Raw genomic sequence first — 18,507 nt, 5'->3', positions numbered from 1 at the left:
AACAGGGAAGGCAATTCGTGACTAGCAGTGGATTCAACCCGAAGAGCAAACGTCCGTTGCTCGCGCTGATCGGGGAACTGCCCGGCCAGATCAGCGCTCTCGTGAAAGCCGAACTCGATGCCTTCAAGGCCGAGTTCACGGCCAAAGCCAAGAATTTCGGCATCGGTGCCGGCCTCTTCATCGTGGCCGGGGCTTTTCTGTTCTTCGCGCTCGGGGTGCTCGTTGCCCTCTTCGTGATCTTGCTGGCCCTCGTGCTGCCGCTGTGGCTTGCCACGCTCATCGTGCTGGTCGTGCTCCTGCTCATTGCCGCACTCCTCGTGCTCATCGGCGTCAACCGGGTGAAGGCGGCAACGAAACCCGACCCAGAGGGCGTGCACGCGAGCATCCGTCACGACGTTGATGCATTCAAGGGAGTTGGCGAATATGACCACAAATGACCTGCGCGCCGAAGCCCGACACGCTCGCGCCGAGCTCGCCTCGACGCTCGATGCGATCGAGTACAAGCTCAATATCCCCAAGCAGCTGCGCATCAAGCGCCGCCGCCTGACCCACGCCCTGTACCAACTCGGCGAAGACAGCCCGGCCGCCCTCATCAGCATTGCCCTCGGTGCGGCGACCGTGGTCGGTGTCATCGTCTGGTTCGGCGCCTCCGCGGTGGCCAAAAACCGGTAGCAAGTGGGGTGGGTTCACAGCAACCGCACTGCTCATTTTGGTACCGGGGGCAATTCAGAGCAAACTAGACCCATGACTCACCCGGCTGCCGGAGAGGCAGTAACCAGCGTTCAGCCCACCACTCCCACCGATACCGAGGTAACCGCGGCTTCGCCGCAAGGATTCACCCTCTTTACCGTGCTGCGAAGAGACCCGCACAACCCCGATGATCTCGACGGCCGCGATGTTCCGCACGCCGTGAACGAGCTCGACGACGTGGTGGCCTTGATCGAAGCCGAGGGCGTCACCGTGCGCGGCTTCTACGATGTCTCCGGCCTCAAGGCCGATTCCGACGTCATGATCTGGACCCACGCGCCCGAGGCAGAGACCTTGCAGTGGGCGAACCGTGAGCTGCGCCGCAGCCGCCTGCTGAAGAGCCTGTTGCCAACCTGGAACGCCATGGGCGTGCATCGGGACGCCGAATTCAACAAGAGCCACGTGCCCGGATTCCTGCGCGGAGTCGAGCCCAAGGCCTGGCTCACCATCTACCCCTTCGTGCGCAGCTTCGAGTGGTATCTGCTGCCCGAGGCTGAGCGCAGCGCCATGCTCGCCGACCACGGCCGCAAGGGCGCCGCCTACCGCGGTGCAATCGCCAACACCGTCTCCGCCTTCGCCCTCGGCGACTACGAATGGCTGCTGCCGATCGAGAGCGACGAGCTCACCGAGCTCGTCGACCTGATGCGCGGCCTGCGCGACACCGAGGCGCGTCGCCACGTGCGCGAGGAGATCCCGTTCTATACCGGACGCCGCATCTCCACCGCCGAGCTGGTCGAGGTGCTTCAGTAATGACCGCTTACGACGCAGTGCTGCTCGCCGGTTTTGGCGGACCCGAAGGCCAGGACGATGTGATTCCGTTCCTGCGCAACGTGACCGGTGGTCGCGGCATCCCGGAAGAGCGCCTCGAAGAGGTGGCCACCCACTATCGCCACTTCGGCGGTGTGAGCCCGATCAACGACCAGAACCGCGTGCTCAAGGCCGCTCTGCAGGTTGAACTCCAGCGTCGAGGCATCGACCTGCCCGTGATCTGGGGCAACCGAAACTGGGCGCCCTACCTGAAAGACACGATCAGTGAGGCCCACGATGCCGGTCAGGATCGCCTGCTGGCCATCGCGACGAGTGCCTACAGCTCCTACAGCGGATGCCGCCAGTACCGTGAAGACTTCGCCGCAGCCCTGACCGACACGGGCCTAAACGACAAGGTCCACATCGACAAGATCCGCCAGTTCTTCGACCACCCCGGCTTCGTCACCCCGTTCATCGTCGGTGTCACCCAAGGACTCCAGGATGTCGTCGCGGCCATGCCCGGCATCGACGTCGACTCCGAGGTCGAGATTCTGTTCTCGACCCACTCGATCCCGATGACGGACGCCAACAAGAGCGGCCCGGCCGATCGCGGCTTCGGCGAGGGTGGCGCCTACGAGGCGCAGCACCGCGCCGTCGCCCAGGTCGTCATGGACTCCCTCGTGGAACCCGAAGACGCGTCCACCCCGCTCAAAACGCAATGGCAGCTGGTCTACCAGTCCCGCAGTGGACCGCCCAGCATGCCGTGGCTCGAACCCGATATCAACGATGCGATCGCCCTGCTGCCGGCCCGCGGCATCCGTGCTGTGATTATTGTGCCGCTCGGTTTCGTGAGCGATCATATGGAGGTCATGTGGGACCTCGACAACGAGGCCATGGAAACCAGTGCGAAGTTCGGGATTCACGCCGTGCGCGTACCGACCCCCGGCATTTCGCCCGACTTCGTCAGCGGCCTGGGCGACCTGATCGAGGAACGCCTCAACGACACCCCGGTCGAAGACCGTCCGGCCAAGACCACGCTCGGCCCCTGGTACGACGTCTGTCGCCCCGGCTGCTGTGAAAACGTGCGGCTCGGCTTCAAGCCGGCCGTCGCGGGAATGGCACCATGACCGTCATTCGAGTAGGTACCCGCGCGAGTGCCCTCGCCCTCGCGCAGACCCAGACCATCGTCAACCGCATCGCTGCGTCGGCCGGCGTCGAAGTTGAAATCGTGAGCGTCACCACGCACGGCGATACCTCCACCGAGCCACTCTCGAGCCTCGGCGGCACCGGAGTGTTCGCGAGCGCCCTGCGTGAAGCCCTGCTGAATGACGAGTGCGACGTCATCGTGCACTCGTTCAAAGATTTGCCGACCGAGGCCCACGCAGGCTTGCGCATTGGCGCAATCCCCAAGAGAGCGGATGCCCGCGACGTGCTGGTCGCGCGCGCCGGCTTCACCCTCGATACCCTTCCGGAGGGTGCCCGCGTCGGTACGGGTTCGCCCCGCCGCGTCGCCCAGTTGCTGGAGCGTCGCCCCGACCTCACGATCGTGGACATTCGCGGCAACATCGACACTCGGATCGGGCGCGTCGCCGAGGGCGACCTCGACGCCGTCGTGCTGGCCGCGGCTGGCCTAGGTCGTCTCGGTCGTCTCGAATCCCTCGCGCCGGAGTTTCTCGAGCTGTCAGCCTGGCCGACCGCTCCCGGCCAGGGTGCGCTCGCGATCGAGGTGCGTGACGGCAAGCCGGAGCGCCTGCTCGGCGTGGCACTCGCGGCGATGAACCATGGCTCTACTCAGGCGACAACCACCGCCGAACGCACCGTGCTGGCCCGACTGGAGGCCGGTTGCGCCGCGCCGATCGGCGCCACCGCCGTGGTCGACGATGGACTGCTCTTTCTCACCGCAACCGTGTACAGCCCGGATGGATCCCGCAAGATCACCAGCTCGCACGCGGCGACGCCCGATTCCCACTCCGCACCCCATCTCACCGAAGCCGCGCTCGATGTGGCCGAACGAGTGTCCATAGATCTTCTGGCCGGTGGCGCGGCCGAGTTCGCTCCCCTGAAAGTGACTGAGTGACCACGTGACCAATCGACTGACCAAGCCCCTCGCGGGCTGGCGTGTTCTCGTTCCGCGCGGCGGCCCCTGGGGCGACCAGGTCGCAGCGAACCTGCGCGCCAAGGGCGCACACCCGATCGTCGCACCGATGATCAACTTCGCCGCCACCGATGACGCCCCGGCTCTGAACGCGGCGCTGACCCGTCTGGCCGCCGGGGATTTCGACTGGATGACCATCACCAGCGCCACGACCGTCGACGTACTCTCGTCGCACCGCGCGGTCGTCGCCCCGGGAACTCGCATCGCCGCCGTCGGTGAGACCACGGCCGCCGCACTCATCGCGGCCGGCTACCACGTGGACATCGTGCCCTCCGAAGACAACTCCGCCCGAGGACTGCTCGAGGAATGGGAAACCGCGACCGCGGGGGTTATTCCGTTGCGCGTGCTCACCCTGCGCAGTGAGATCGCCAAGCCGCTGCTCAGCGAGGGATTGCGCCGCGTCGGCCACGACGTTGAATCGGTCGTCGCTTACCGCACCATCGGTGTTCCGGTCAGCGACCAGGTGGTCGCCGACGTTAAGGCTGGGCTCGTGCACGCCGTACTCGTCACGAGCGGCAGCGTTGCTCGTCAAGTGCGCGAACAGTTCGGGGACATTCCCGAACGCACCCTGGTTGCCTGCATCGGCCCGCAGACCGCCAGGGACTCCCGGACCCTCGGACTGCGCGTCGACGTTGTCGCCTCGGAGCGCAGCGCAGAGTCACTCATCGATGCACTCGTCGATGCAGCACTCGCGGGGAGCACGCCAGCAGCCTGACCCAGCCCGGTAACGAGCCTATAACGAAAGGCACAGCCGGGCGGCGTAGTGTAAAGGGGTGACCAAACCCGTTATCCGCCCACGACGACTGCGCACCAGCGGCGCGCTTCGTCGCCTGGCCAGTGAAATCCGTCTCCACCCGGCCGAGCTCGTGCTCCCCATGTTCATTCGGGAGGGCAACGAGCAGCGGCCGATCAGCTCGATGCCCGGCGTCGTGCAGCACAGCATCGACAGCGCCCGTCGGGCCGTGGCTGAGGCGGCAGAAGCTGGTGTCGGGGGCATCATGCTGTTCGGAGTGCCAGAGGTGCGCGACGCGACCGGGACCGGCGCGACCGACCCCAACGGCATCCTCAACCTGGCCACCCGTGCTCTCGTCGACGAGATCGGTGATGCGCTCGTGGTGCAGACCGACTTGTGCCTGGATGAATTCACCGACCACGGCCATTGCGGCGTGCTCGCCGCCGATGGCCATGTCGATAACGACGCCACCCTCGAACGCTACCGAGACATGGCGCTGGCCCAGGCGAGCGCCGGTTCCGCGCTGCTCGGCCTCTCCGGCATGATGGACGGCCAGGTCGCCGCCGTGCGCGAAACCCTCGACTCCAATGGTTTCGAAGACACCGCTGTGCTGGCTTACTCGGCCAAGTACGCCTCGGCCTACTACGGCCCGTTCCGGGAGGCCGTCGCCTCGACCCTGGTCGGCGACCGCCGCACCTACCAGCTCGACCCGGCGAATCGACGCGAGGGCGTACGCGAAGCCCAGCTGGACATTGACGAGGGCGCCGACATCGTCATGGTCAAACCGGCCGGCAGCTACCTCGACGTGCTCGCCGAGGTCGCCGCGATGAGTGATATTCCCGTTTGGGCATATCAAGTCTCTGGCGAATACGCCATGATCGAAGCCGCAGCTGCGCAGGGCTGGATCGACCGGCGCCGCGCCGTCGAAGAGTCGGTACTGAGCATCCGTCGGGCCGGTGCCGACGCTGTACTTACCTATTGGGCCGTTGAATTGGCCACCTGGCTCAAGGAGGAGCGAGCATGACCGACACACTGTCAACCGAAGTGCACCACGTGGCCACCCGCAACGACGAGCTGTTCGACCGAGCCCGGAAGGTCATTCCCGGGGGGGTAAACTCTCCGGTGCGGGCCTTTGGCTCGGTCGGCGGCACTCCGCTGTTTCTGGTGAAGGCCGCCGGCGCCTATGTCACCGACTCCGACGGTCGCGAATACGTCGACCTCGTCAACTCCTGGGGACCGGCCATTCTGGGCCACGCCCATCCCGAGGTCATCAAGGCCGTTCAGGATGCCGCCGCTCTCGGCCTGTCCTTTGGCGCCTCGACGCCCGCCGAGACCGAACTGGCCGAGCTCGTCGCCGAGAGGGTCGGCGCGGTCGAAAAGCTGCGCCTGGTGTCCACCGGCACCGAGGCGACCATGACCGCCATCCGACTGGCCCGCGGTTTCACCGGTCGTGACCTGCTGATCAAGTTCGCCGGGCACTACCACGGCCACTCCGACGGCCTGCTGGCCCAGGCCGGTTCCGGCCTCGCTACCCTCGCCCTGCCCGGTTCGGCCGGCGTCACGGCCGCGACCGCCGCGCAGACCCTCGTGTTGCCGTACAACGACCTCGATGCCGTGCGCGCCGCCTTTGAGGCACACCCGGGGCGCATCGCCGCGATCATCACCGAGGCTGCCGCCGCTAATATGGGCGTCGTCGCGCCGGATGCCGGCTTCAACGCGGCCCTGTCGGCGATCGCGCACGAGAACGGTTCCCTGCTCATCCTCGACGAGGTGCTCACTGGTTTTCGAGTGAGTCGCTCGGGCTTCTGGGGACTCGAGACCAGCAGTCTCGAGTCGGCCGGTGAAGAGTTTTACACGCCCGACCTGCTCGCCTTCGGCAAGATCATCGGCGGCGGCCTGCCCGTTGCTGCCCTCGGTGGCCGGGCCGATGTGATGGACTTTCTGGCACCGACCGGCCCGGTCTACCAAGCCGGAACGTTGTCGGGCAACCCGGTCGCGGTTGCGGCGGGCATCGCCACGCTCAACCTGCTCGACGAGAGCGTGTATGACCGGCTCAACGCGACCGCCATCATCCTCTCTGAGGCTGTTTCTGCCTCGCTTGCCGCCGAGGGTGTCGCGCACCGGGTACAGCGGGCCGGCAACCTGTTCAGCTTCGTGTTCGGCGAGGAGGCGCAGGGTTCGGCTCCGCGCACCTACGCCGATGTACAGCGCCAGGAGGCTTTTCGCTACGCCCCGTTCTTTCACGCCATGCTCGATGGCGGCGTCTCGCTGCCGCCGAGCGTGTTCGAGGCCTGGTTTGTCTCCGACGCACACGATCAGAGCGCGATCGGGCGCATCTTCGAGGCGCTGCCCGCCGCGGCCAAAGCTGCAGCGGCAGCCCAGCCAACGGTCTAATTGAGCAAACGCTCCCGGACCGGCCGGGAGCGTGTGCTTCAGTTGGAGAGTTCCTGCGCTGGGACATTACTGCTTTATTCGCGTCAGACAACGAGTTTTCGGGCCGGACCGGGCAGACTGGGATAATGGCTTCCCTGAGCGTGCATTCCGACCGGCTCGAGATCCACTTGACGCGCACGGAAAGAACGCTCGCGCTGCGGCGTGACTCGATTGTGGTGCAGCGGGAGAACATCCGCTCGGTGATCATCACGGAAGATCCGTGGATCTGGCTGCGCGGCATCCGCTCACCGGGATCGATGATTCCGCTCGTGCTGGCGGCCGGAACCTGGAAGTTTCACGGCGGCAAGGACTTCGTCTCGATCAAGCGTCACCGCCCGGCCGTGGTGATCGACCTGGTCGACGAAGAATTCGCCCGCGTCATTCTCACCAGCCAGCACGCGGCCGACTTCGTCGACTCGCTGAAACTCCCCGCCTGACCCTCTCGGGCTTGGCGTGAGCGCCATTGTCTTTGCGGCACCAACTTAGGACGACGCCGTGCGCCCCTGCGCCATCAGGTGTTCTGCTGTGACAACATCAGTGACAAGTACGTTGACCCATCCACCAGAAATAGCGGCATGAATGGCCTTATATTTGCTGGGGCCACCGGCCACCCCGAGCCTTCGGTCGGTTTTACGCAGCTGCTTGAGGGTCACCCCGATGACAAGTTCATCGAGCTCTGACATTACCGGCTCACCATGAGCATCGATGAAGCGCAGATTTACTTCACCAACAGCTCCGAGCGACTTCGCGAGATCAAACTGCTCCTGGCTGAAGAAATTGTCTCCGGCCTCCAGTGGCGGTACGATTTCGCAGTTTCCGATACCCATCAAGGCGATATCCATCTCGTCTAGGGCGCTCAAGGCTGCCCGAGTATGAAGGTCCTGCCCGAGTATTGCCGCCTTGACTTCCGGGGACGAAACCACACCCGGGACCCGTAAGAATAGGGCGGCGGCACCGGTGAGATGGGCCAAACGCTGAGTTGCACGAGTTGCTTCGTGCTGGAGCGTTGGCGGACCGACATCTCCCAGCATTTCCACGACTCGTGTCGCGGCCAAACGTTGCAGGGGTTGTAGAGCTGACGTCATTTCTCGAAGCGATCGGCTCCAGGAAGTGAAACCTATCGTTTTTGTTTCTAAGGGCATGATGCGCAATATCGATGCCACAGCGTTTCCGAGGTCTTGGGTCAGGCGCGCCTCATCGTCATCGATCACGTCCACCACGTGAACTTCATCGATACCAAATTCTTGCTCAAGAGAGTCTTCGAGGTCCACGTGCAAACCTGGAGGGATCACGACGATCGTTCTGGTTACATTAGCCTCTTCGGCGGCGCGCAGCAGCCGCGAAACGCGGGCCTGCGACACGCCGAGCAGACTCGCAATCTCCGTTTGACGCATGTTGCGCGTGTGATAAAGCCTCGCGACTTTGGTGATCAAGCGTAGGTGCTCAACGTCGGCGCCACTGTCGTGGATCAAATTGTTCCTCTATCTTTCTGGTCACCCGGGCCGTGACATTCCAAGCCTCGATGCGCCAGACGCGTTCCGCGCTTTAATGCCCAGTTTCTCATTTGACACCTTCAACACCGACCTATATGGTTTCGGTGTACGGTGGATTTTCAATCCAGGTTAGCATAAATATGTTGGTGACATTGTTCGAGTTCCATTTGTCCTGGCAGGACGAGTCATTAACCATGATGTTTCAAGGAAGAAACTTAATGATCAAACGCAATTTTGCTCTGCGCATCGCCGTTGCGGCGGTGGGGGCTGTTGCTGCAGCCTCCGTATTCTCGGCCTGCAGCCAAACGGTCACTCCATCCACTACGGAGTCCGCCGCTGGCGGAAACAAAACCATTGGAATCGCAGTGGCCGACCAGAAATCTTTGTTCTATGTTGCCGCCGTCGACGGAATGGAGCAGGCGGCAGAGGAGGCTGGTTACAAGCTGATCACGCTGTCGGCCAACAACAACTCCAGCCAGCAGGTGAACCAGGTCCAGGACCTTATCACTCAGCAGGTCGGCGCCATCATCTTTATCGCTCAGGACGCTACTTCAGCCGCTGCTGGAGTAAAGCTCGCCAACGATGCGGGCATTCCGATCATTGCTGTTGACCAGAAGCCTGAATCGGGTGATGGAAAACTGGCCACGTACATTGCAACGGACAGCGTCAAGGCCGCCGAAGAACTGTGCACCTGGCTTTTCGATCAGATCGGTGGCGCTGGAGACCTGGCAATTCTGCAGGGACCACTTGGAGCCACGGCCGAACTGCAGCGCAGCGAAGGCTGCGACAAGGCGCTGGGGAATTATCCAGACATCAACGTAGTGGCGATGGAATCGGCAAATTGGGACGAGACTGAGGCCTTCACCGCCGCGCAGAACATCCTCACCGCGAACCCCAACCTGAAGGCATTCTTCGGCGAGAGTGACGCGATGGCCATGGGCGCCGCCAAGGCAGCCAAGCAGGATGGCCGCGAAGGACTGTTCTTCGTCGGAATCGACGGGTTTCCGACCATGTTCGAGTCTGTAACCAGCGGCCTGACCCAGGCCACGATGGCGCAGCAGCCGTACCTCATGGGGCAAATGTCCGTGCAGAACGCGGTCCAGATTGCAGAAGGAAACGGCGCTGACGTTCCAGAACTGCAGTACATGGACACGGTACTCGTCACCAAAGAGAACGTCGCGGACAACGACCCGACGAAGTTTTACGGGCCTGACTTCTAAATAGAACGGGTGCGCGTGGGGCCAATCACGACCTAAAAGTTCCACGCGCACCATCGAGTTTCCTACTACAACGAGGTGGATCAAGGTGAGAGAAGCAGTAGCCGACACCCTGCATTCGACGGGAGCGGAATCCGTCGGGATGGGCCCGAAGGAGGGTTTGGTGTGCGTCGGGCTGTCCAAGAGCTACGGCGGTACCCTCGTGTTAAACCACGTGGACCTCTCCCTGACCCCCGGCAGCGTGCTCGGGCTGGTCGGTGAAAACGGGGCGGGAAAGTCAACGACGTCGTCCATCATCGCTGGAATGGTGCGTCCCGACTCCGGAACAATGACCATCGATGGAGAGATTTACGATCCACAAACTCCAGCGGATGCTCTCAAAGCTGGAGTGGCGCTCATCCACCAAGAGATCAGGATGGTTTCTGAACTCTCCGTTGCCGAGAACATCTTTCTCGGACGGCTCCCGATGCGGCGTGGCCGCGTCGACCGGAAGCGAATCAATGAAGAGTCTCGGAGCATTCTTAAGCTCCTTGGCTCTGACACCGATCCCCGGCGTCAAGTGGCTGGCTTGTCGATAGCAGCCCAGCAAGAAATCGAAATTGCGCGGGCGCTAACTCGCGAACCGCGATACATCATCTTTGACGAACCCTCTGCTTCCCTCGGCGAGTCCGAAACCGAGCGCGTGTTCGACCAAATTCGTATTTTGCGTGACCAGGGCGCTGGAATCGTCTATATCTCCCACCGGTTGGAAGAAATTCGCACCCTCGCAGACACAGTCGTGTGCCTGCGGGACGGTAAGCGGGTAGCCGCTTGGGAAACGGGAGACGTTTCGAAAGAAGACATTGTTCGAGCAATGGTTGGCCGAGACTTTGTCTTTAGTCACCTCGCGCCCAAAGACGCCACCACTGAGGTTGCGCTCGAAGTGCGCGGGCTCGGTCGAACCGGCGTCTTTGAGGGAATTAACTTTGCGGTAAATCGTGGAGAAATACTGGGGTTCTCTGGCCTCGTCGGCGCTGGTCGCACCGAGATGGTGCGAACGATCGCCGGGGCCGATCGACATGACGCCGGGGAGATCCTGGTTGACGGTGCTGCCGTCAAAATCCGCGGACCGCGTTCAGCGATTAATGTCGGCATCGCTATGGTCCCGGAAGATCGCAAGGGTCAGGGTCTTAACCTGGACCGCACCGGCGCCGAAAACATCACCTTGCCCTGGGAGCCCAGTCTTACAACGGGTGGAATAATGACCGTGCGCACGGTCAACGCGACAGCGAATCTGCAGCGGGAATTTCTCGACATTAGAAGCAAGCTCGACATTCCGGTTGGTTCGCTGTCGGGGGGTAACCAGCAAAAGGTCCTCCTCGGAAAATGGCTCGTCACGCGACCGCGTGTGCTGATTCTCGACGAACCAACTCGCGGCGTAGATGTTGGCGCAAAAATGGCCATCTACAAGACGATTCGATCGTTGGCCGAACAGGGCGTTGCCATCATCGTCATTTCTTCTGAGCTAGAAGAAGTCCTCGGCCTCTCGCACCGTGTCCTTGTCATGTCCGGCGGAAGGCAACGCGGCATCCTCGACCGCGTGGAGGCCACCCCGGAGGCCGTGATGGCGCTCGCACTGATCAGCGACTCCAGTGACGATGCACGGACCCAGAATCAACCCGGCAGCTTGCCACAGGGAAGAAGTGAATCTAAATGACTCAAATTAATGACGTGCCCCGTATCTCCGACCCGACGGATCGAGCCTCCTCTGCGACATCCGAAGTTGGTAGCGCAACGGTGAAATCTACCGCTGGCCGCAGGATTGCCTCGGTTATGAGCAGTGTTCCTGGTCCACTTATCGGCCTCATCATTATCTTTATCGCGCTCTCGTTTCTTTCGCCGTTTTTTCTCACACCGCGCAACCTGCTCAATATTCTGAGCCAGGTTTCAGCAATCGGCGTGATGTCGGTTGGTGCTGTCCTGATTATTATCATCGGGGGCATCGATCTCTCCGTCGGCTCGGTGGTGGCTTTGAGCTCCATGTCGATGGCGTGGCTATTCCGAGTTGCCGAGCTCCCCTTTGAAATTGCCCTCGTCGGCGGACTGGTTGTCGGCGCATTGATCGGATTGATCAATGGTCTTCTGACTGCATATGGAAAGCTTCAGCCGTTCATCGCCACACTCGCAACGATGTCTGCGGCTGCGGGCCTCGCCCTCTTCCTCACGAATGGAAACCCGGTCAACGGGTTCCCGCAGTGGTTCTTGGCGATTACCTCAACCAGTTTCATCGGCATCCCGATTCAGGGAATTGTCCTTATTCTGATCTTTGCCATTACGGCATTCTGGCTCCGGTATCGGCCGAGCGGTCGAGCGCTTTACGCCATTGGTGGAAATGAAGAGGTAGCACGACTTTCGGGCCTGCCGATCCGACGGGCCAAAATAGCCGTTTACGTGATTGCCGGGATTCTCGCGGCGATTGCTGGCCTCCTCGTTACATCGCGGCTCGACTCCGCCCAGCCGACCGCTGGAGTCGCCGATCTGCTTAATGTGATCGCCGTCGTGGTAATCGGCGGGGCGAGCCTGTCTGGCGGCTCCGGGAGCATGCTCGGCACTTTCGTCGGCCTCCTGATCATCGGAGTGCTCAACAACGGGATGTCACTCCTCAACGTATCTCCCAACCTTCAGCCCGTCGTTGTCGGCTTCGTCATCGTTGCCGCAGTCATGACGGATCGACGAACCAGCGGGAAAAAATCATGAGTTCATTCCAGAACGTTACCGACCCCACTGATCTGGATGGCCTACGTCAAGTGATTGCTAGTGCACCACGAGCGGATGCCTTGGTTCCGTTGGGTCTGCGCCTCCTCGATATTTCGCCGCACGCCACGGACAAAATCCACGAGGTAGTCGAGCAGGAACTGAGCCTGGCGGGTCGGGTAAGCGCGGGGGCCAAGGTCATCATCTTGGTCGACTCGACCATGATTCTGCGCGATGGCGAAGACCTAAAATCCAAAATCGCGCGCCTCCTCTCCGCTGACTTCAACGTTGAGAAGTTTGTGCTGGGAAACGATGCTCACTTACTTGCCAACGAACAGTCGCTTGATATGGCGACAGACGCCGTTCGCTTGGCGGACTGCGTCGTAACAATTGGCGGTGGCACGATCACCGACATCGGCAAGGTGGCCACCCAGCGAAATGGCGACATTCCCCTGGTAGTTGTGCAGACAGCAGCATCGGTCGACGGCTTCACGGACAACGTATCCGTCATTCTCAAAAATGGTGTAAAGCGCACGGTCCCTTCCCGCTGGCCCAATGCCGTTCTGGCCGACACGGTAACGATCGCCGGAGCGCCGTCGGCGATGAACACCGCCGGGTTCGGAGAGGTTTTGTCTCTCTACACTGCGCCTGCAGATTGGCACCTCGCCTCCTTGTTCGGCCTCGACTCCACTTTTCACGAAACGCCGCGTGACCTGCTGTTGGCTTTCGCTGGTGATGTGAGCGAGTGGGCGAACGGCCTGGCCGATGGTGAAAGTGCATCGATCGAGCAGCTCACGCGTGTGTTGGCTATCCGTGGTATTGGTACCGGAGTTGCCGGCTCGACCGCCTGCCTGTCTGGGGTTGAGCACGTCATTAGCCACATGCTCGACATGTATTCGGGATCCCACGGCTTGCCTATCGGTCTGCACGGCGCGCAAGTGGGAGTCGCTTCCCTGATCGGTGCCGCGGCGTGGGAATTATTGATTGAACGCCTTCGAGGCGGTGCGCCAGAGCTCAAATTTCCAAGCGACGAGCAGCTCGAGGCGCGAGTGCGCTCCGCCTTCGAATGGTGCGACCCAACGGGTGAAAAAGGCACTGAGTGTTGGGCGGGCTATAGTGCCAAACTGGCCAATTGGCGCCAGAACGAGCAGACTGCGGTCACGGTCATGCAGTCTTGGAAAGACTACGAGAGCGAATTCTCGCGATCGCTGCCGGCGCCCGATACCCTCGCTCGGGGACTACGCATTGCCGGTGCGCCAGCACGGCCGGACCAACTGGGCGGTTGGGTAACGGCAGATGTCTGGAAGTGGGCCGTCCTAAACTGCCTTTTCATGCGCGATCGATTCACCGTCGTGGATTTGCTCTTTTTCTACGGTTGGTGGACTGCTGACGATGTTGACCTCGTCATCGCCAGGGCCGCCAGCGCAGCGGTAGCACACGGCTTATGAAACAACAGGACCTGGTGGTGTCCGTGGATTGCTCCACCACCGGTGTGAAATGTGTCATTTGGGATTCTGCGGGACAACTCGTCGGTGACGGTCGATCTACCTTGGACCTCAGCATTCCGTCCATCGGTTACGGCGAGCAGGACCCGCGTCAGTGGTGGAGTGCAATGTGCATTGCCGTCACCGAGGCTGTACGAAACCTGGATACACAACGGATCGCCGCAATTTGCGTTACTCACCAGCGTGAATCTTTTGCCTGTCTGGATGATTTCGGAGAACCCATTCGCCCCGCCATGCTGTGGTTGGATGCCCGGGCAACAGAGGAAGTTGAATCTGCAGGTACCCAACGAGTGCACGACGTTACGGGAAAGCCACCGAACACCACGCCAGCGTTCTATAAGCTGCTCTGGCTGCAGAAGCATGAACCTGAAACGCTGCGTCAGACTCGACACGTCGTCGACGTGCACGGATACCTCGTGCACAAGATGACGGATCAGTGGCGAACTTCGGTGGCGAGTGCCGATCCGCTCGGGCTGGTGAACCTGAACACTGCGGACTACGACGATGAATTGGTAGCCCAAGTTGGACTTCACCGAAACCAACTTAGTACCCTTTTCCCGCCAGGGACGGTTCTTGGCGAACTGCGCGCATCCGCTGGATCTGCGCTCGGACTGCCGGCCGGACTGCGCGTAGTAGCGGGTGCTGGAGATGGACAAGCCGCCGGACTCGGTGCGGGAATTATTGAACCCGGTCGGGCGTACCTCAATCTCGGTACCGGTTTGGTCGCCGGTACCTACAGCGACATCTATGCCCCGAATTCGGCATACCGGGCGTTAACGGGCCCCATTGCGGGCACCTTTACGTTCGAATCCTTTATTGGTGCTGGAACCTACGTGATCAATTGGTTCATTGACACTTTCGTGCAGCAATCTCCTGATGCGGCAGGATCAACGGAGTCAATAGAACAGCGACTGGAGCGCGAAGCCGTGCAAGTCGCTCCGGGTAGCGGTGGTCTGCTTGTAGTCCCGTATTGGAACGGGGCGCTTACCCCCTATTGGGACCACAATGCACGCGGAATTATCCTCGGCCTTACCGGTATTCACTCTCGAGCACACATTTATCGGGCGGTGTTGGAGGGACTCGCTTATGAACTTCGCCTCTGTTTCGATCGAGTTGAACTTGGCCTGTCCGATCCGATCACAGTTGTTGTGGCAATGGGAGGCGGCTCACAAAGCGCACTCTGGTGCCAGATTCTCGCGGACGTCCTGCGGCGCCCCATCGTGATATCGGGGCAACAGGAGAGCACGTGTTTGGGTGCTGGGATGCTCGCGGCGGCCGGGGCCGGGCTCTATCCGTCGGTTCGAGCCGCGTGTTCCGCCATGACTTCTCTCGGGGAGCGGTTCGATCCAAACGAGGAGTTGTCGCAAACGTATGACCGTTTCTACACGGTCTATCAGGAGATCTACCCATCGGTACGCCCGGTATTTACAGCTCTCAAGAATGCCATGACATGAGCACATCCACACAGACCGGCGTGGAAGAACTATGCACTTCGCCGCTTCGGATCTATCCGGCCTATGTATTTGACCTCGACGGCACGATCTACCTGGGCGATAAATTGCTGCCCGGAGCGAAGCGGCTGATCGAGTATCTGCAGACACGGGAAAGCCGCACTGTTTTTCTTTCGAACAACCCAACGCTCGACCCCAAAATGTACGTGGAAAAGTTTGCGCGTCTGGGATTGCAGATCAACGAATCAGACGTGATTAATTCTGTGGTCAGCATTGTGGCTTGGTTGAAGCGCGAGCATCCGGGGGCGGTCGTCTTCCCCATCGCGGAAGCACCCCTGATTCGGGCCCTCGGGAACGCCGGAATTCGCATGTCCGAAGATCCCCAAGAGATCGACATCGTCATCGCCAGCTACGACCGCACGTTCGATTACCGAAAGCTTCAGATCGCTTTCGACGCCATTTGGCAATTCGGTCGCGCCATCTTGGTCACGACCAATCCCGATCGATTCTGCCCATTCCCCGGCGGCCGCGGCCAGCCCGATGCGGCGGCCATTGTCGCAGCGATCGAGGCGTGCACGGGCGTCAAGAGTCAGGCCAATGCGGGCAAACCGGATCAGATCATGATCGACACCGTGACCGAAGCGCTCAAAATGGATGTCCGTGACTGCATCATGGTCGGCGACCGTCTGTACACGGATATTCAAATGGCTCTCAACGCGGTCATGGATTCCGCCCTCGTGCTCACCGGCGACAGTTCAATCGCCATGGTGGAAGAGCGTGAGAGCGATCAGCGACCATCCTTTGTGCTCGACCGGGTCGATCATTTGATTCCGACCCAGCTTCGAGACGAACTCGGTTGGAATATCTAGCGGTCGCCTTGCGTCGCCAACATAGACCCGCGTAGAATAGTCAATCACAGGCAGTATATATATTCAGGCTCTCTGGATGTTGAGTCCAACGCAGGCGTTGGTGAAAGGCGGTTCCGATGGCAGATTTGTCACGCGATACTCTGCTCGAGATGCAGAGGCGCATGTTGCGGATTCGAGCGTTCGATGAGCGAGCCTCGAAGATGGTCAAGCGCGGTCACATCCCCGGCACGGTGCACACCAGCATTGGTCAAGAAGCTCAGGTCGTCGGGGCGACTATGGCCCTCGGCGACGGTGATTACATGTCCGGGAACCACCGCAGCCACGGCCACCCGATCGGCAAAGGCTCACCGCTGGGTCCGCTAATGGCCGAACTCGTCGGCAAGGCAACCGGAGTCTGCAAGGGCAAGGGCGGCTCCCTTCACCTGGCCGACTTCGCCGTGGGAAGCCTCGGCGAGTCGGGAATCGTCGGTTCCTCGATTCCTATCGCCACCGGCGCAGCGCTGTCGTCGAAAGTCTTGAACAACGGCAAGGTTGCTCTCGCGTTCTTCGGAGATGGGGCAGCCAACCAGGGCGTCCTCTACGAGTCGATGAACCTCGCTGGCGTATGGAAGCTTCCCATGATCTTCCTATGCGAGAACAACCAGTATGCGCTGAGCACTCCCGCGCACACGGTTACGTCCGGCGTCATCGCCGAGCGTGCGGCCGGCTTCGGAATGCCGGGTATCCGGGTCGAAAATGGCCAGGACATCCTCGCCGTGTATGAAGCAGTGAGCGCAGCGGTCGATCGCGCTCGTGCTGGCGAGGGCCCCTCGCTCGTTGAAGTTGTGACCTACCGCTACAACGAGCACTCCGAAGGCCTTCGTCTCAAGACGGACTACCGGGACGCCGACGAGCGCGCCGCCTGGCTCAGCAAAGATCCCATCGTTATGTTCCGCGAGTACCTTGAGGGCCAGGGATTCGATCCGGCACAGCTGGACGAACTCGAAGCCGATGTTCTCGCCGAGGTGGATGCTGCCGTCGAGTTCACCAACCAAAGTCCTTACCCCGATCCGTCAGTAGCCTTTGACGATCTCTATACCGACAAGGAGGTAGCGGCATGAGTGTAATGAGTTACTTGGGCGCCATCGGCGCCGCACAACGCGAAGCCATGGACGCTGATGAACGCGTCGTCATTATCGGCGAGGATGTCGAAGCAAACGTTTACGGCACCACCGGTGGCGGAAAGTCCCGCAGCGACAAGGGTGACTTCCTACAGATGTACGGAAAGAACCGGATCCGAAACACTCCAATTTCGGAAGAGGGAATTGTTGGCGCCGCCGCGGGCGCCGCTATGACCGGCCTGCGGCCAATCGTTGACCTCTCCTATTCCAGCTTCCTGTACATGGCCATGGACCAGTTCGTCAATCAGGTGGCCAAGAACCGGTACATGTTTGGTGGACAGGCTTCTATGCCGGTCGTCTTTCGCTCCGCCATGTTCTATGGCATGAATACGGGAGCTCACCATTCTGACCGCCCGTACCCGATGTTCATGAACGTGCCAGGGTTGAAGATCATCGCGCCGTCGAGCCCGTCAGATGCCAAGGGACTGCTTCGCGCCGCAATCGATTCCGACGACCCGGTGCTTACCTTCGAGGCCTGTCTCTTGTGGGGAACGAAGGAAGAGGTCGACGACAACGAATTCTGGATACCCCTCGGTGTCGCTCGCACTGTGCGTGAAGGTACCGACGTGACCGTGGTCGCCATTTCAGGTTCCGTTCCGGAGGCAATTCTTGCAGCAGAGGATCTTGCCGCCGAAGGCGTTTCGGTGGAAATTATCGACCCGCGCACGCTTGTTCCCCTCGATCGGGACGCCATAGTCCGTTCGGTGGTAAAAACTGGTCGCCTCGTCGTTGCCGAGCCCGCCCACCGCACGTGTGGTGCCGCCGCTGAGATCAGCGCCATCGTGGCTGAGGACGCGTTCGACGCCCTTCGAGCGCCGATCGTTCGCGTTACGGCTCCCGACATGCAGATACCGTTCAGCCCGTCGTTGGAGAGCCAGATGTATCCGACACGACTGACCATCGCCGCCGCGATTCGTCGTGTTCTCGATCTGGAACCTGCACTTACATCAGCGTCAATCATCCGCTGATTTACCGCACGAGCGCTTAAGAAAAGAAGGAAATCGCATGGCTAGAGTGGATGTTCTGTTGCCCCAGTGGGGCATGGGAATGAGTGAAGGCACCATCGTTGAGTGGCTCAAGAAGGTGGGAGACAAGGTTCAAGAAGACGAGCCTCTCGCGGACATCGAGTCGGAAAAAGTCGAAGAATCTCTCGAGTCGCCGGCTACTGGAACGCTCATCGAAATCCTCATGGCGGAGGGTGAGACCGTTCCGGTTCGCACCGTTATCGCGGTCATCGAGACGGACTAACCATGGCGGGCGGGCG

The 18,507-nt window shown here is 61.1% G+C and carries 19 protein-coding genes; 18 read left to right on the top strand and 1 reads right to left on the bottom strand.

From position 1 onward, the window contains the following. The first annotated feature begins 17 nt into the window (after positions 1-17). From E3T41_RS05685 to E3T41_RS05645, 9 genes are all read left to right on the top strand, one after another. Positions 18-437 (top strand): phage holin family protein, encoded by a 420-nt coding sequence (locus tag E3T41_RS05685; RefSeq protein WP_092448137.1) that lies wholly within the window; start codon positions 18-20, stop codon positions 435-437. Beyond that, positions 424-672, top strand: coding sequence for a DUF3618 domain-containing protein (locus tag E3T41_RS05680; protein ID WP_092448138.1), 249 nt, complete (start codon positions 424-426; stop codon positions 670-672). The genes E3T41_RS05685 and E3T41_RS05680 overlap by 14 nt, the downstream gene beginning before the upstream one ends. A gap of 72 nt (positions 673-744) precedes the next feature. Continuing rightward, positions 745-1,497, top strand: coding sequence for a hydrogen peroxide-dependent heme synthase (gene hemQ, locus E3T41_RS18380; RefSeq protein ID WP_104131876.1), 753 nt, complete (start codon positions 745-747; stop codon positions 1,495-1,497). After that, positions 1,497-2,621, top strand: coding sequence for a ferrochelatase (locus E3T41_RS05670; protein ID WP_233195031.1), 1,125 nt, complete (start codon positions 1,497-1,499; stop codon positions 2,619-2,621). The genes hemQ and E3T41_RS05670 overlap by 1 nt, the downstream gene beginning before the upstream one ends. After that, positions 2,618-3,571, top strand: coding sequence for a hydroxymethylbilane synthase (gene hemC, locus E3T41_RS05665; RefSeq protein ID WP_134477681.1), 954 nt, complete (start codon positions 2,618-2,620; stop codon positions 3,569-3,571). Before E3T41_RS05670 ends, hemC begins: the two co-directional genes overlap by 4 nt. A 4-nt stretch (positions 3,572-3,575) precedes the next feature. Further along, positions 3,576-4,364, top strand: coding sequence for a uroporphyrinogen-III synthase (locus E3T41_RS05660; RefSeq protein WP_092448141.1), 789 nt, complete (start codon positions 3,576-3,578; stop codon positions 4,362-4,364). Between the two features lie 58 nt (positions 4,365-4,422). Continuing rightward, entirely contained in the window at positions 4,423-5,406 is a 984-nt protein-coding gene (gene hemB / locus E3T41_RS05655; RefSeq protein WP_092448142.1) for a porphobilinogen synthase, read from the top strand. Further along, entirely contained in the window at positions 5,403-6,776 is a 1,374-nt protein-coding gene (hemL, locus tag E3T41_RS05650; RefSeq protein WP_092448143.1) for a glutamate-1-semialdehyde 2,1-aminomutase, read from the top strand. Before hemB ends, hemL begins: the two co-directional genes overlap by 4 nt. 125 nt (positions 6,777-6,901) lie before the next feature. Then, the gene (locus E3T41_RS05645; RefSeq protein ID WP_092448144.1) at positions 6,902-7,252 is read left to right on the top strand and encodes a hypothetical protein; all 351 of its coding nucleotides are present in this window, start codon (positions 6,902-6,904) and stop codon (positions 7,250-7,252) included. Positions 7,253-7,297: 45 nt separating this feature from the next. Here E3T41_RS05645 and E3T41_RS05640 read toward each other — a convergent pair whose 3' ends face one another. Further along, positions 7,298-8,287, bottom strand: a complete 990-nt coding sequence (locus E3T41_RS05640) for a sugar-binding transcriptional regulator (RefSeq protein WP_134477679.1) — start codon at positions 8,285-8,287, stop codon at positions 7,298-7,300. 161 nt (positions 8,288-8,448) lie between these two features. Between E3T41_RS05640 and E3T41_RS05635 the strand changes: the two genes are divergently transcribed. The 9 genes from E3T41_RS05635 (at position 8,449) to E3T41_RS05595 (ending at position 18,491) form a co-directional block, all read left to right on the top strand. Next, positions 8,449-9,528 carry a substrate-binding domain-containing protein gene (locus E3T41_RS05635; RefSeq protein WP_166791498.1) on the top strand — a complete coding sequence of 360 codons (1,080 nt, stop codon included), beginning with the start codon at positions 8,449-8,451 and terminating at the stop codon, positions 9,526-9,528. A 139-nt stretch (positions 9,529-9,667) separates the two neighbouring features. Continuing rightward, a complete protein-coding gene (locus E3T41_RS05630; protein ID WP_134477715.1) occupies positions 9,668-11,221 on the top strand; it encodes a sugar ABC transporter ATP-binding protein in 1,554 nt (517 codons plus the stop codon). Next, on the top strand, positions 11,218-12,261 hold the full coding sequence (locus tag E3T41_RS05625; protein WP_134477675.1) for an ABC transporter permease: 1,044 nt from the start codon (positions 11,218-11,220) through the stop codon (positions 12,259-12,261). Before E3T41_RS05630 ends, E3T41_RS05625 begins: the two co-directional genes overlap by 4 nt. Beyond that, entirely contained in the window at positions 12,258-13,706 is a 1,449-nt protein-coding gene (locus tag E3T41_RS05620; RefSeq protein WP_134477673.1) for an iron-containing alcohol dehydrogenase, read from the top strand. The genes E3T41_RS05625 and E3T41_RS05620 overlap by 4 nt, the downstream gene beginning before the upstream one ends. After that, the gene (locus E3T41_RS05615; RefSeq protein WP_134477671.1) at positions 13,703-15,217 is read left to right on the top strand and encodes an FGGY-family carbohydrate kinase; all 1,515 of its coding nucleotides are present in this window, start codon (positions 13,703-13,705) and stop codon (positions 15,215-15,217) included. Before E3T41_RS05620 ends, E3T41_RS05615 begins: the two co-directional genes overlap by 4 nt. After that, positions 15,214-16,083 (top strand): HAD-IIA family hydrolase, encoded by an 870-nt coding sequence (locus E3T41_RS05610; protein ID WP_134477669.1) that lies wholly within the window; start codon positions 15,214-15,216, stop codon positions 16,081-16,083. Before E3T41_RS05615 ends, E3T41_RS05610 begins: the two co-directional genes overlap by 4 nt. A 116-nt stretch (positions 16,084-16,199) precedes the next feature. Continuing rightward, a complete protein-coding gene (locus E3T41_RS05605; RefSeq protein WP_198415578.1) occupies positions 16,200-17,183 on the top strand; it encodes a thiamine pyrophosphate-dependent dehydrogenase E1 component subunit alpha in 984 nt (327 codons plus the stop codon). Then, positions 17,180-18,211: an alpha-ketoacid dehydrogenase subunit beta gene (locus E3T41_RS05600; protein ID WP_092448151.1), complete on the top strand. Its 1,032-nt coding sequence runs from the start codon at positions 17,180-17,182 to the stop codon at positions 18,209-18,211. Before E3T41_RS05605 ends, E3T41_RS05600 begins: the two co-directional genes overlap by 4 nt. Positions 18,212-18,248: 37 nt before the next feature. Further along, positions 18,249-18,491, top strand: a complete 243-nt coding sequence (locus tag E3T41_RS05595) for a biotin/lipoyl-containing protein (protein ID WP_092448152.1) — start codon at positions 18,249-18,251, stop codon at positions 18,489-18,491. Positions 18,492-18,507 lie beyond the last annotated feature (16 nt).

Origin of the sequence: Cryobacterium sp. Hh38 (genome assembly GCF_004403235.1) — a bacterium.
Lineage (GTDB): Bacteria > Actinomycetota > Actinomycetes > Actinomycetales > Microbacteriaceae > Cryobacterium > Cryobacterium levicorallinum.
The sequence above is the reverse complement of the archived record's forward strand: the minus strand, read 5'-3'. Positions and strand labels throughout refer to the sequence as shown.

Coding starts and splice junctions, on each gene's coding strand:
- E3T41_RS05680 (WP_092448138.1), top strand. CDS start 424: ATGACCACAAATGACCTGCGCGCCGAAGCCCGACACGCTCGCGCCGAG.
- hemQ (WP_104131876.1), top strand. CDS start 745: ATGACTCACCCGGCTGCCGGAGAGGCAGTAACCAGCGTTCAGCCCACC.
- E3T41_RS05670 (WP_233195031.1), top strand. CDS start 1,497: ATGACCGCTTACGACGCAGTGCTGCTCGCCGGTTTTGGCGGACCCGAA.
- hemC (WP_134477681.1), top strand. CDS start 2,618: ATGACCGTCATTCGAGTAGGTACCCGCGCGAGTGCCCTCGCCCTCGCG.
- hemL (WP_092448143.1), top strand. CDS start 5,403: ATGACCGACACACTGTCAACCGAAGTGCACCACGTGGCCACCCGCAAC.
- E3T41_RS05645 (WP_092448144.1), top strand. CDS start 6,902: ATGGCTTCCCTGAGCGTGCATTCCGACCGGCTCGAGATCCACTTGACG.
- E3T41_RS05635 (WP_166791498.1), top strand. CDS start 8,449: ATGTTGGTGACATTGTTCGAGTTCCATTTGTCCTGGCAGGACGAGTCA.
- E3T41_RS05630 (WP_134477715.1), top strand. CDS start 9,668: ATGGGCCCGAAGGAGGGTTTGGTGTGCGTCGGGCTGTCCAAGAGCTAC.
- E3T41_RS05625 (WP_134477675.1), top strand. CDS start 11,218: ATGACTCAAATTAATGACGTGCCCCGTATCTCCGACCCGACGGATCGA.
- E3T41_RS05620 (WP_134477673.1), top strand. CDS start 12,258: ATGAGTTCATTCCAGAACGTTACCGACCCCACTGATCTGGATGGCCTA.
- E3T41_RS05615 (WP_134477671.1), top strand. CDS start 13,703: ATGAAACAACAGGACCTGGTGGTGTCCGTGGATTGCTCCACCACCGGT.
- E3T41_RS05610 (WP_134477669.1), top strand. CDS start 15,214: ATGAGCACATCCACACAGACCGGCGTGGAAGAACTATGCACTTCGCCG.
- E3T41_RS05605 (WP_198415578.1), top strand. CDS start 16,200: ATGGCAGATTTGTCACGCGATACTCTGCTCGAGATGCAGAGGCGCATG.
- E3T41_RS05600 (WP_092448151.1), top strand. CDS start 17,180: ATGAGTGTAATGAGTTACTTGGGCGCCATCGGCGCCGCACAACGCGAA.
- E3T41_RS05595 (WP_092448152.1), top strand. CDS start 18,249: ATGGCTAGAGTGGATGTTCTGTTGCCCCAGTGGGGCATGGGAATGAGT.